This is a genomic window from Shewanella sp. 0m-6 (assembly GCF_052977325.1).
On the sequence record NZ_JBRIMD010000005.1, the window covers coordinates 156,421 to 170,254 of the forward strand.

At 44.4% G+C, this 13,834-nt stretch carries 10 protein-coding genes; 7 read left to right on the top strand and 3 right to left on the bottom strand.

Annotated elements, in window-relative coordinates; all coding sequences use genetic code 11:
* Window positions 1-228: 228 nt before the first annotated feature.
* The 7 genes from ACVBJC_RS05820 (at window position 229) to ACVBJC_RS05850 (ending at window position 6,946) form a co-directional block, all read left to right on the top strand.
* Window positions 229-387 (top strand): periplasmic nitrate reductase, NapE protein, encoded by a 159-nt coding sequence (locus ACVBJC_RS05820; RefSeq protein WP_012155661.1) that lies wholly within the window; start codon window positions 229-231, stop codon window positions 385-387.
* Window positions 388-426: 39 nt separating this feature from the next.
* Window positions 427-684 carry a chaperone NapD gene (locus ACVBJC_RS05825; protein WP_447159895.1) on the top strand — a complete coding sequence of 86 codons (258 nt, stop codon included), beginning with the start codon at window positions 427-429 and terminating at the stop codon, window positions 682-684.
* A 2-nt stretch (window positions 685-686) separates the two neighbouring features.
* A complete protein-coding gene (napA, locus tag ACVBJC_RS05830; protein WP_447160014.1) occupies window positions 687-3,176 on the top strand; it encodes a nitrate reductase catalytic subunit NapA in 2,490 nt (829 codons plus the stop codon).
* Window positions 3,177-3,187: 11 nt separating this feature from the next.
* A complete protein-coding gene (locus tag ACVBJC_RS05835; protein WP_447159894.1) occupies window positions 3,188-3,673 on the top strand; it encodes a nitrate reductase cytochrome c-type subunit in 486 nt (161 codons plus the stop codon).
* Between the two features lie 8 nt (window positions 3,674-3,681).
* Window positions 3,682-4,281, top strand: a complete 600-nt coding sequence (locus tag ACVBJC_RS05840; protein WP_447159893.1) for a cytochrome c3 family protein — start codon at window positions 3,682-3,684, stop codon at window positions 4,279-4,281.
* Between the two features lie 159 nt (window positions 4,282-4,440).
* Window positions 4,441-6,144, top strand: coding sequence for an ABC transporter substrate-binding protein (locus tag ACVBJC_RS05845; RefSeq protein WP_447159892.1), 1,704 nt, complete (start codon window positions 4,441-4,443; stop codon window positions 6,142-6,144).
* Window positions 6,131-6,946, top strand: a complete 816-nt coding sequence (locus ACVBJC_RS05850) for a substrate-binding periplasmic protein (RefSeq protein ID WP_447159891.1) — start codon at window positions 6,131-6,133, stop codon at window positions 6,944-6,946. Before ACVBJC_RS05845 ends, ACVBJC_RS05850 begins: the two co-directional genes overlap by 14 nt.
* A 5-nt stretch (window positions 6,947-6,951) precedes the next feature.
* Here the strand turns inward: ACVBJC_RS05850 and ACVBJC_RS05855 are convergent, their stop codons facing one another.
* From ACVBJC_RS05855 to recB, 3 genes are all read right to left on the bottom strand, one after another.
* A complete protein-coding gene (locus tag ACVBJC_RS05855) occupies window positions 6,952-7,968 on the bottom strand; it encodes a D-alanine--D-alanine ligase (RefSeq protein ID WP_447159890.1) in 1,017 nt (338 codons plus the stop codon).
* A 168-nt stretch (window positions 7,969-8,136) separates the two neighbouring features.
* Window positions 8,137-10,143 (bottom strand): exodeoxyribonuclease V subunit alpha, encoded by a 2,007-nt coding sequence (recD, locus tag ACVBJC_RS05860; protein ID WP_447159889.1) that lies wholly within the window; start codon window positions 10,141-10,143, stop codon window positions 8,137-8,139.
* The gene (gene recB / locus ACVBJC_RS05865; protein ID WP_447160013.1) at window positions 10,140-13,814 is read right to left on the bottom strand and encodes an exodeoxyribonuclease V subunit beta; all 3,675 of its coding nucleotides are present in this window, start codon (window positions 13,812-13,814) and stop codon (window positions 10,140-10,142) included. The genes recD and recB overlap by 4 nt, the downstream gene beginning before the upstream one ends.
* Between the last annotated feature and the right edge of the window lie 20 nt (window positions 13,815-13,834).

Here is a 13,834-nt window from a genome sequence, read left to right on the forward strand (position 1 = left end):
CTTAGGAAGGGTGTTCTTGATACTTCTGGTTTAAAAATGATGATCTAGATCAACTCGGGTATGGTTTTACCGAATTGTGGGTATACATAACATTGTTAACTTATTGATATCATTTTAAGCAAGATGAAAGTACATAGTGAATGGCTGCGATAGGTCGTTAATTTTCTAGCTTTAACCTAAATCAGTGCCCAATAAAAATGTTAAATAGCCCCACTTGCTGGAGGATTTATGAGTTCCACACCAAATGATGAGAAAAAACTAGAGTTTAGAATATTCATTTTTCTAACTGTGTTTCTCGCCCCACTTTTATCTGTTTTGCTTGTATCAGGCTTAGGCTTTGCGATTTGGTTTAGCCAAATTCTAACCGGTCCACCGGGTGCTGGTTAAACCCATAAAATTAAATATATAAATAAATGAGTGATATTGATGAGCATTGAACTTCACGTAACAAGCTTGGTACTCCAAGTGCAACCAGAGCAGATGTCCGAGGTTAGGCAAGCCATTATAAAAATGGCAAATGCAGATCTATCGGTTAATAACGAAGTTAAATTGGTCGTAGTGCTAGAAGGTGCAAGCCAGAAGTCATTAATGACAGATATCGAAACGATTAATGCTATCCCAGGTGTGCTATCGGCTGCAATGGTTTATCACCAAAGTGAAGTGCTTGAAGAGGGGAAACAATGAAAATGAACAGACGTGAATTTATGAAAGCTAACGCCGCATTAACAGCTGCGAGCGTAGCAGGTTTAGCTTTACCCGCAACGGCGAGTAACCTGATCACAAGTTCTGAAGAAACAAAACTCGAATGGAACAAGGCACCGTGCCGTTTTTGTGGTACGGGCTGCTCGGTGATTGTCGCGACACGTGACGGCAAAGTGGTTGCAACACACGGTGATGCAGAAAGTGAAGTGAATAAAGGCCTGAACTGTATTAAGGGCTACTTCCTATCTAAGATCATGTACGGTAAAGATAGACTTCAAACGCCGATGCTGCGTATGACAGATGGTAAGTACGATAAAAACGGCGAGTTTACGCCAGTTTCTTGGGATACTGCGTTTGATACCATGGCACAAAAGTGGAAAAAAACCATTAAAGATAAAGGGCCAACAGCTATCGGTATGTTTGGCTCAGGTCAATGGACTGTCTGGGAAGGTTATGCCGCTTCAAAATTAATGAAAGCGGGCTTTGGCTCAAACAATATCGACCCTAACGCACGTCACTGTATGGCATCTGCGGTAGGCGGTTTCATGCGTACCTTCGGTATCGATGAGCCAATGGGTTGTTATGATGACATGGAAGCTGCCGATGCATTTGTGCTTTGGGGCTCTAATATGGCTGAAATGCATCCTATCTTATGGAGCCGAGTGACCGATCGTCGCTTAAGCGCGCCACATGTGAAAGTTTCAGTGCTATCGACCTTCGAGCATCGCTCATTTGATTTAGCCGATTTGGGAATTGTATTTACGCCGCAAACTGATTTAGCCATGCTGAATTTTATTGCCAACTATATTATTCAAAACGATAAAGTTAACTGGGACTTTGTTAATAAGCACGTTAACTTCCGCAAAGGCGAGACCGATATTGGTTATGGATTGCGCCCATCTCATCCACTGCAACAGGCGGCTAAAAACGTTAAAACCGCGGGCGACTCAACGCCAATCGACTTTGAGGCATTTAAAGAGTTTGTAGCAGATTATGATGTGAAATCTGTCAGTGAACTTTCTGGTGTACCAGAGCATAAATTGATTGAACTGGCTGAGCTGTACGCCGACCCTAATACAAAAGTCACCTCATTTTGGACCATGGGCTTTAACCAGCATACGCGGGGAGTGTGGTGTAATAACCTTATCTACAATATTCACCTATTAACGGGCAAAATCTCAACGCCGGGTAACAGCCCATTCTCGCTAACCGGTCAACCATCAGCATGTGGTACAGCGCGTGAGGTTGGTACGTTCTCACACCGGCTACCTGCTGACATGGTTGTTAAAAACCCAAAGCACAGAGCGATTGCTGAGAAGATTTGGCGGATCCCAAGTGGCATTATTCCGCCAAAGCCGGGCTATCATGCTGTCGAGCAAAATCGTCGCTTAAAAGATGGCGATATCAATGCTTATTGGGTGCAGGTAAATAACAATATGCAGGCAGGCCCTAATATTAACGAAGAAGGTTTACCGGGTTATCGTAACCCTGAAAACTTCATTGTGGTGTCTGATGCTTATCCAACTGTGACCACGCAGGCTGCCGACTTAATTTTACCAACAGCGATGTGGGTAGAAAAAGAGGGCGCTTACGGTAACGCTGAACGCCGTACTCAGTTCTGGCATCAGATGGTTAAAGCGCCTGGTGAGTCTCGTTCAGATCTTTGGCAGTTAATGGAGTTCTCGAAGCGTTTTACCACTGATGAAGTGTGGCCAGCAGATGTGCTTGCCGCTAATCCTGAGTTTAAAGGCAAAACGCTATTTGAAGTGCTTTATCAAAATGGCAATGTTGAGAAGTTCCCATTGTCTGATCGTGATAGCAAATACATGAATGATGAAGCTGAAGACTTTGGCTTCTATGTGCAAAAAGGCCTATTTGAAGAATATGCCACCTTTGGACGAGGTCATGCTCATGACCTCGCCCCATTTGATACCTACCATGAAGTGCATGGTCTGCGCTGGCCGGTAGTGAATGGCAAAGAAACTAAATGGCGCTTTAGAGAAGGAAGCGATCCGTATGTGAAGCCAGGTTCTGGTTTTGAGTTCTACGGTAAGCCAGACGGAAAAGCGGTTATCTTCGCATTGCCATACGAACCCGCAGCAGAGTCGCCAGATGAAGAGTTTGATATCTGGTTATCAACCGGTCGAGTGCTTGAGCATTGGCATTCAGGTTCAATGACTCAGCGAGTCCCAGAACTGTATCGTGCTTTCCCTGATGCGGTTTGTTTTATGCACCCACAAGATGCTAAGAAGCGAGGATTACGCCGTGGCGATGAAGTTAGAGTCATCTCTCGCCGTGGTGAGATTAAGACCCGGGTTGAAACACGTGGCCGTAATAAGCCACCAGTTGGATTAGTTTTTGTGCCTTGGTTTGATGCAAGTCAGTTGATTAACAAAGTGACCTTAGATGCTACGGATCCTTTGTCAAAGCAAACAGACTTTAAGAAGTGCGCAGTGAAAATCGTCAAGGCATAAGGAGAAAGATCATGAAAACATTAACACAAGTCTCTGTCGCTGCTTTGATGAGTTTCTCTTTAGCGAGTGGATTTAGCGTAGCTGAGCAGGCAATTCCAGCCGATAAAATAGCAACATTACGTGATGCACCGCTCAATGCTGAGCCTACATCACCGGCAATGCAAAAAGTGATTAACTCAGATGTTAAGGAAGTGCGTAACTATCCAATGCAGCCGCCTGTCATCCCCCATAAGATTGATGGTTATCAGGTCAACTTAAAGGTGAATAAGTGTATGTCTTGTCATGCTCGCAGCCGAACGGGTGACTCACAAGCGCCTATGGTCAGCGTGACCCACTATATGGATAGAGAGAATAATTTTCTCGCGACATTATCACCAAGACGATACTTTTGTACTCAGTGCCACGTACCACAACTGGACGCTAAGATTTTAGTGCCGAATGAGTTTGTGGATATGGACCAGTTGATGAAAGCCGATTCTAATAAAAAAGCGCACTAGGAGCCGTTATGCTAGCAAAATTACGTTCCTCCCTTAATCAGGTTTGGACAGTGCTTAGAAAGCCTAGTGTTCATTATAGTTTAGGCTTTTTAACACTCGGTGGGTTTGTTGCTGGGGTGATTTTCTGGGGGGGATTTAACACAGCCCTAGAAGTGACCAACCAAGAAGCGTTTTGTATTGGTTGCCATGAGATGGAAAACAACGTTTACCAAGAGATGCAATCTACAATTCACTTTACTAACCGAAGCGGAGTACGTGCAACCTGTCCTGATTGTCACGTGCCTCACAACTGGACCGATAAGATAGCCCGTAAGATGCAGGCGTCTAAAGAAGTTTGGGGTAAGGTGTTTGGTACGATCAGTACCCGCGAAAAGTTTGAAGAGAAACGCCGTGAACTTGCAGAGCATGAGTGGGCGCGTTTAAAAGCAAATGACTCGCTAGAGTGTCGAAATTGCCACAACTTTGACTACATGGACTTCACTCGTCAATCACCGCGAGCGGCTAAGATGCACTCCACCTCTTTAGCCAGTGGTGAGAAGACCTGTATCGATTGCCATAAAGGCATCGCCCATCACCTTCCTGATATGCAGGGGATACAAGGCTGGTAAGCTTTGTATGAAGGGGATGGTCTGAAAGTAAAAAGCCAGCGCAAATTGCGCTGGCTTTTTACTTATTTTCCTTTACTTTATTAAGTTATCATCGGATGACTTTGTTTTTTAACAATAGACAAAACAATTCATTTCAAATCACTATCAGGGAGCAGATAGGTGATTCAACAGTGCTTATTACGCAATTCTTTATTCAGTCTGTCTTTATTTTTAGGCCCCGCTTTTGCCAGTGACAATCAAGATGCCGCTGAAGGTTGGGTTGCTAAATCGTTTCAGCCATCGACTCTGACGAAAGCTGAGCAGATGCAAGAGATGCAGTGGTTTATTGATGCTGCTGAACCTTATCGACACCTCACTATCAGAGTGACCTCTGAGCGGATAGCTACGCATATTTATGAATCAGAAGTCTTAGCAAAAGCATTTTATGAGATAACTGGGATCCATGTTATTCATGAAGTGACTGGGGAGGCTGATGTTTTGCAAAAAATGTCGATACAAAATACCACTAATCAAAATTTGTATGATGGCTATATCAGTGACAGTGACCTCATTGGCACCCATTTTAGGCAAAACTATGTTGTGCCTTTAAGTGACTTTATTATTGGTTCGGGTAAAAAAGTCACCTCTCCCACAATTGATTTATCAGACTTCATTGGTTTGAGCTTTACAGCCAGTCCGGGTGGTAAGTTATATCAGTTACCCGATCAGCAATTTGTGAACCTGTATTGGTACCGAAAAGATTGGTTTGCTAGACCAGAACTTAAAAACTTATTTAGCAGCTTGTACGGCTATGAGCTAGCTGTGCCTCAAAATTGGCAAGCCTACGAAGACATTGCCGAGTTTTTTAGTGAAAAAGTTAAAGTTATCGACGGCAAGCGAATTTATGGCCATATGGATTATGCTAAAAAACATCCTTCCTTAGGCTGGCGAATATCTGATGCTTGGCTTTCCATGGCGGGGGTAGGTGATAAGGGACTCCCTAATGGTAAACCAGTCGATGAGTGGGGGATCCGTGTTGAAGACTGTCACCCCATTGGCGCGAGTACCTCAAGAGGTGGCGCGCTCAATAGCCCAGCAGCTGTTTATGCGGTTGAAAAATATGTCGATTGGCTTAAATATGCGCCACCAGAGGCGAAGGAGTTGTACTTTTCACAATCTCTTGGCTGGGCTGCGAAAGGGGTGATTGCCCAGCAAATATTTTGGTATAGCGCTGGCATTGAAAATTTTGTCATACCGGGCTCAACGCTCATAAATGAAGATGGTACGCCAAAGTGGCGCGTAGCCCCCTCGCCAGTAGGAAAATACTGGCAAGAGGGGATGAAGTCGGGTTATCAAGATGCAGGTGCTTGGACTTTTTTAAAATCGACACCATTAGAAAGGCGGCAAGCTGCTTGGCTCTACGCCCAATTTGTTGTTTCAAAAACCGTGAGTTTAAAGAAGTTTCTTAAGGGCTACACTCCAGTAAGGTTATCGGATCTTGAGTCGAAGCAAGTTACTGAACTCGCTCCCTATTTAGGTGGCTTAATTGAGTTTTATCGCAGTCGTGGGCGCCAAGTCTGGACTCCTACAGGTAATAATGTTCCCGATTACCCTGGTATCGCTAAATATTGGTGGCGCCATATCGCAATGGTTGTCGAGGGCGATAAGACCGCTCAGCAAGCGTTAGATCAAATGGCGCAGGTCGTTGACGAGCATTTAGCCAGTCTTGAGCATAGTGATATGCAACGGTGTGAACCTAAATTAAATCCCATCACAAGTATTGAAGCTTGGCTTGAAAGTCCAGGCGCACCTAAAATGATAAACAATGACAAACCAAAGGGACGGACATTACCTTATGAGGAGGCTATACGTGTTTGGCAATAATATTTGCTGGCCAGTCTTATTGCTGATGGCTTTCTCTGTGCAGGCCCATAGTGTGGTGACACCAAGCGATAGTTTCACGGTTAGCACTACGCAGCAAATGACCTTGCCATTTGATGCAGAACAGGGGGCGAAACAGTTTAGTTTGCAGGTATTAACCTATCAAGCACAGCCATTTGCTTATATAGAACTCGGGGCGCAAAAAGGCTTATTGGTCGAGTTACTCGCAGAGTTATTTGAGCGTGCGCAGTTAGATTACCAATTGACGTTTGTCCCGTTAAAGCGGGCATTATTGACGACGCTACAACATGATAATTACTGCGTTACTCCGGTTGAGCGGAGCCAAGAACGAGAAGCAAAATATCAATGGATAAGCCCTATGCTGATCTCTCGATACGGGCTTTTTAGTTCAGACAGTCAAAAACTTTCGTTGGCTAATTTAAGTGATGCAAAATCGTTGACCATAGGTTCTTACTTAGGCAGTGGCATTGCTGAATATTTATTGGATTTAGGTTATAACGTCGAATTGGCATCGTTACGAAGGCAAAATATTAAAAAACTGCAATATAACCGTATTGACTTAATGGCGTCGGAGTTAATGAGTGCTCGAGAAGATATGCGAGTGATGAATGTCGAACTGGGTGAGCCGGAGTTGGTATTTTATACTTCAATACAAGCAATGGCGTGTAATATAGGTTTAACTCCTAGGGTAAAAAACCACCTCGACGCAGCCTTATTGGCAATGTATCAAGATGGTTTTATTGATGCTTTATACTTACGCTATGGTGTCAGAATTAGTTTATAGCGGTCTTACTGCCAGCGTGACTTTTTAAGCTGCGCCATGATGTTACCTGATAGATATTCTGCAAAGTTATGACCGTGGTTTTGCAGCATCTTAGGGAACATAGAGATCTGTGTTTGCCCTGGAAAGGTATTGATCTCGTTTAACAAGATCTCATTGTCATCAGTTAAGAAGAAGTCAATTCTCGACAGGTGTCTTAACTTCATGCCTTTAAAGACTTTTATTGCATAGTCTTGAATTTGCTTAGCAATAACCTCATCAACATCGGCTTCAATCACTGTTTGTGCTTGGCTATTTTCAGCATACTTTTCATCGAAGCTATAGAAAGTGTTACTGGCACAAATGATCTCACCCGGTTTAGTGGCGATGATTTCACCGTTCACTTCATAGGTGGCGACTTCTAGCTCACGAGCGTTAATGGTTTTTTCAACCACAACATAAGGTGAATACTTAAATGCCTCTTCTAAAGAGCTTGATAGTTGCTCTTTATTATCAACGCGATAGCAACCAACCGATGAACCTTGTGATGCAGCTTTGATAAAAATAGAACCCCACTTTTCTAGTGCAAGTTCAGTCTCTTCAATGGCTTGTTGATTAAACTCGTTTAGGAAAATATACGGCGTATTAGGGATCCCCAGCGCAGTGAACCACATTTTAGCGGTGACTTTATTGAAGCAGTTACTGCTCGCCTCTGAGTCACAGCCAAAGTAAGGAAGGTTGATTAACTCAAAATAAGATTGAATATCTCCCGTTTCGCCTGGATAGCCGTGAATGCAAGGAATTACGTAATCAACATCCCAAGGTGTTTTGCTCTCATCGTCGAAGCGAATTTGTTTACTGTTAGTCAACTCGCAAAGCTCACCCGATTGAGTGTGGTATTGGCCTTTGGCATTGAGCTCGACTCGCAGCACATTGAAGTGTGGTTGAGTCGCTAATTGAGCTTCGAAAAAATTGGCTGATAAGAGTGAGATACTGTGCTCATCGCCACCGCCGCCACACAATAGTAATAAATTCTTTTGGATCATTTTGTCTCCACCTGTGACCTCTATTTAATTACTCGCTCACTATGGCCTAATCACTTTTTAATGCAAGTTTTGCCGAGCCGATTTCGCTTAAATGCTGCTTTTGTATTCGAGTATTTATCATAATTTACATGCTAATTTTATTAATACTCAGCATGTCGTCTATTTGGCTTATTCATCGCGCCATAATCGCTGAGCTAAGCCCGATGCTCGCTGGGTTAGGCAGGTGCTTGCGTGTTCAAAAACCTTTTGGGTGCCTAGGCAGGTAAAGTGGTGCTTAGCGCGAGTAATGGCCGTATAAATTAACTCTTTAGATAGTAACTGTTGCTGGGCAATACTGGGTCTTATCGGCAATACCAATGAGACATGGCTAAACTCACTGCCCTGGCTTTTATGTACCGTCATGGCATAGCAGGTTTCGTGGCTTGGCAGTCTTGCGGGTAATACTTTCAGTAAGCTACCGTCCGCTTGAATGAAATGTGCCATTAAGCGGCCCGTTGCACTGTTACTATCGGGTAAAATAAGCCCAATATCACCGTTAAATAGCCCAAGATTGTAATCGTTACTTTGAATAATAATTGGCCGTCCGGCGTAAAACTCCTGTTCTGGATTGATTAGACCTTGCGCGGCGAGTGCCGTGGTCACACCTTGATTGATCCCCTCGACGCCATATTCACCCGCTCGCATAGCACATAAAATACGGTATTGATTAAAGCGGTCAATAGTCGCTTCAGCATCACTATCAGTTTGATTCGCTTGTGTTTGACCGCTAATTGTTTGGCGTATAGCAGCTAAATAAACACCATATTGTTCAACGGCCTGAGCCAATAGGCTCTCAAGTCCAATGTTGCTCTGGGAACTGGCATTTTGTGGGTTGACTAATCCATGCTCTATCCACAGTAACTCCTGATAGCCTGTTTGCCATACCTGCGCAATACGAGCAATATTAGAGTGATTCACCGCTGCTGCGAGTTGGCCAATGCCGGCGTCGCCTTTGAAACGATGACTGTGCATTAACATACAAAGGCTGTCGCCAATCTGGGGGTTAGGGTTGATAAACTCAGATAACCCCGTGTGAGTTAATTGACTCAGTAGCGTTGCCTGGGATGGTGAATAGCGCATATGCCAGCGGCTCTGCTTAGTCGTTTTAGACACTTGCTTCAAACCTTGGCAAATATCAGCGAGTACCGCACCGGCTTCTACCGAGGCCAGCTGATCTTGATCGCCAAGTAAAATGAGTCTGGCGTGCTCTGGTAGTGCAGATAAAACTTTGTGCATCATAGGTAAGTCGACCATAGAAGCTTCATCGATAACCAAGAGATCGAGCCTTAACTTGTTATCTTTATGGTGCCTAAACTGGTGTGAATTAGGAATAACGCCTAATAAGCGGTGTAAGGTGGCCGCTTCTTCAGGAATATTGGCAATATTTTTATCTAGATCAGCAACATTAGCTTGGCTTAAATCATTAGCAAGTCGCTGTTTTGAGGCCTTAATCGACTCACTTAACCGCGCAGCCGCTTTACCGGTTGGCGCGACGAGTCGAATGGTTAGCTCTTGCCTTGAGCACAACAAATACAGCAGCTTAGTGACCGTGGTTGTTTTACCTGTACCGGGGCCGCCGGTTATGACCGCTAATTTCTTGGTCATTGCTGTCGCAGTCGCAATTTTCTGCCAGTCATATTGTAACTCGGTCTGGGGGAACAGCTTAGACAGTAACTCGCTGGCTTGCTCAATATTACTGTTGCTGTTCTCACTAGATTGCGGTGAATGGGCTAAACGTTTGAGCGCGCCTGCGACCTCTTTTTCGTAGTAATAATACCGCTGTAGATAAAGGTTACCTTTATCAATAATAAGCGGCTTAAGATTGTCATCTTCTGGGGTGCCGATAGCATCGAATGCTAATAACGTTTGCTCAAGCAGGCTTTGCTCTATGTTAATTTGGCACTGGCTCGTTTGTTCTTTAAACGGATTGGTTAAATCGATCTGTTTAAGCGGCAAGCAAGTATGTTGGCTCGATAGGTGTTGGCTAACAAGCGCACAGATAAGTGTAAACAGTGGTGATGACTCATGATGCAGCTTGGTCATCTCAAGCGCAAAATGGCGATCCAGAGAAGTGAGCAGTCGTTCATTTTGCCACAGTTTCAAAAGTTCATTAATTGGCTGAGTCGTAACTATCATTTGAGCTCCGCAGAGGTATTATCTTGTGCTATTGAGTCAGTCTTATTGTGTTCTGTTACCGTGTTTGCAAATAACGCATCAAGTTTTTCGATAAGTAATTTTGGCGGCTTGTCGTAATACACCCCCGATTGCGGGCTATTAACAGACATACCTCTTAAAAACAGATAAAAACTGCCACCCATATGCAGATCGTAATCGTAGTTTGCCATACGCAGAGAAAGATAGCGGTGTAGGGCAAGCGTGTAGATAATATATTGCAGATCATAGCGGTGAGAGCGAATGGCTTGCTGCATATTGGCGAAATGGTATTGGCTTAAGTCATCGCCTAGGTGGTTCGATTTGTAATCGGCAATAAAGTACTGATTGTTATGCTCAAAGGTTAAATCTATAAAGCCTTTTAACATGCCTTGTAAATCATCAAAACTCAGGCCTGCGCTATAACCAAATTCAGTCAACAGGCTATTGAGCTTATCGGCATTAAGCGCAGATATTGGCAGATAAAACTCCATTTCAACCAGTTTTTGCTGTGATGATAACTGCGCTAGCTTCAAAGAGTCATCGGCGGCGAGGGGAGCGCTCAATAAGTCGAGATACCATTGTTTAAGCACCTCACTCCAAGTTTCGTCTATGCCATATTTACTCATGGCAATAGGTAATTGCTCATCTAAGTCGGTTTCGGCCTGCGTAAAATCAATTAGCTCTAACACTAAGTGCATAAAGCTACCTGCATTTGCCCCGCGCTCAAAGGTAAAACGAGAAGGGTTGTTATCGACTTCATCGATAATGACATCCACCTCAGGAAAGACTTCATCATCTGCACCTGGTAACACTTTCTCATGAGCTAAGTGTTTTACAAGGCCAGAGTAACTGCCTACTCGCCAAGGGGTAAGATGTGGGCGCTTGAGCACTTTAGGGGCAAAGTTAGCCTCTACAGACTCCTCTTTAGCCAGAATAATGGGCTCAGCAGTGAGCTCATCTTCGCTGCCTGCAGCGGCGAGTTCCTGTAAGCTGATGGCATCGGGTTTTGAGGCTTGCAATCGTTTAGCTTGAGCAAGTAGCCTGTCATAATCACAGGCTTTATCTTCAATCCCAAGTAGGTAGCCGATAGCGGTTTCATGCAATTGACTGCTCATACCTGACTTTTTAGTAAAGCGGCTGTGATTGGCAATATACAGATAGCACTTAAGCACCGGGCGAGTTAGCGCGACATAGAGCAAGCGCAGATCTTCGGCCAAGGTTTCACGTTTTTGATGTTCCCAGCCAGCCTCGCTCTGCTCAATATCCCAGATAAGTTTATTGTTATCGTGATACAGCATAGGCGATGGTTTTTTTCGATTATCACGGCTTAAGCTGACAAACGGTACAAAACAGATAGGGTACTCAAGCCCTTTACTCTTATGGATTGTCACAATCTGTACGAGGTTTTGTTCACTCTCTAAACGTAACTGGGCGTCTTCGTTTGGTTGATTTTCGATCAATGCTTGTTCGAACCAATTAATGAGTGCGCTGCTGCCATCGAGTTCGGTGGCTTTTTGCTGTAGTAGCTCACCGAGATGCCTAAAATCTGTTAAGCGTCGCTCACCTTCTTCTGCATTTAGCAAACGCTCGATGATCTGAGTTTGGCTAGCCAAGGTCAATAACGCGGGCATAATGCCGCGCTTTAGCCACACTTGATGCAGCTGCGCAAATTGCTCGAGCAATGTTTGGCGCTTATCTTCGTCTTGATTGAAGTGATGAATCGCCTCGGCACTGTAACCTAATAGTGATGTAGCTAGTGCACTTCTTAATGCGCGCTCATCTTTGGGATCAGCCATAGCATAAAGCACTAACGCCATTTCTCGGGCTTCTAAGGTATTAAAAACGCTGTCACGACTTAAAAATACCGCACCAATTTGGCGTAAGTTTAATGCTGACTTTATAACATTCGCTTCATGTCGGTCTCTGACCAATACGGCGATATCTTTGGCTTTGAGCGGTTTATCGCCAATGGTGCAAATGTTTTGCTGTGCATCTGTGAGCAATAAAGCAATTTCATTGGCGACGTCATCGGCTAATAGCTGTCGAGCCGTGGTTTTATTGAGGCCTTTTTCGCTCTCTTCGCTTAATAGTCTAAGTCTTAATGCGCTGTTATCCGCTAGTTGCTCTTTGAGGATTTTTTTATCAGCAAAACTGGATGCTTTGACGGGTTCGAACGGAATAGACTGACTAATAAAAGGGTCTGCTCTGTGGCTAAAAATCCCATTAACGGCATCAACCATCTGCTTATTCGAGCGATAGTTAGTGTCTAAGTTGTAATGCTTGGCTGTTTGTTCTCGCGCCTGAATATAGGTGTGGATATCGGCGCCGCGAAATGCGTAAATCGCTTGTTTTGGATCGCCAATCATCAATAAACTAAGTTTCTCCTGTTGCGCCGAGGCGCTATCAGGATCCGTGCTTTGATAGATGGAGTTAAAGATCTCAAACTGTAACGGATCGGTATCTTGAAACTCATCGATTAATGCCACCGGAAAGCGCTGGCTAATACTGCGGGCTAAGATATTGTCTTTTGATACACTCAGCGCACCAGCAAGGGTTAGCAACAAATCATCAGGTGTAAGCAAGTTGCGCTCAAGTTTTTGCTTGGCAAAACGCTTGGCAATGCCATCTCTGGCGCAATAAAGAAAGCTTGGAATTAAACTGGCGATTAACTGAGTGAGCCGCTCTATATGATCCAGCATAGGTGCTTGCTGAGCGGTGGGGATCTCTCCGCCCTTATTCAATTTCAGGCTGTTAAGTGATAACGCTTCAAGTGCCTTTGCCGGTGGGAGACCCTGGCCAAAGGCTACCCAGTTATCGAGTTCATCGAGCATCTTTGCAAGCTTTGGATAGCCGTCTGCTTTTTTACCGAAACGTGCCCCGTTCAGTGGCAATGCGTGTAACAGGGTTTCAGTTTGTTCGCGATCCTTTGGCCAACTCAGTTTAAAGCGGCTGAGACTTTGAGTGAGGTTGGCTTCTAGCTTATCAAAGGCTTCAGGTTGAGGCTGAGCAATGGCATTGCTGGCTCCCAGTAGTGGCCTGAGTTGACGTGATAATACATCCGGCTCACTAAATTTTGACTGGATAACATGGGCTAAACTGCCATTTAGTGGATAGCACTTTTCACGCCAAAAATCTCTCACCGCATGGTGTAAAAACTCGCTATCATCTAGGGTAAATTCAGACTCAAATAATAAAGAAGATTCAAAGGCCATATCAGCTAAAATACGCTGACAAAAACCGTGAATAGTAAAGATAGCGGCCTCATCGAGAGATTTAAGCGCCAAGTCCAAGCGTTTACGGGCGATCGGGAGCGCAGTTTCATCTGTTGCAACGTAAAGCGCATTGATTAACTCATCATCGACCTCTAGGCCGATAAAGCGACGATAGGCGAGTTGGATCTTTTTACGAATACGATCCCTTAGCTCACCTGTGGCGGCATTGGTAAAGGTGACCACCAAGATTTGCTCACAGGTTAGCGGTGACTCAATACCATGACCAAGCAGTAAGCGCACGTACAAACCTGCAATGGTAAAGGTTTTACCTGTCCCCGCACTGGCCTCAATTAAGCGGCTGCCGCCAAAAGGCAGTGTCAGGGTATTTAAAGGTTCTGTCACGATAGTGGCTGTAATGGACTGCTCTATTGTACAAGTCATATTTTCTACTTGATTATTAC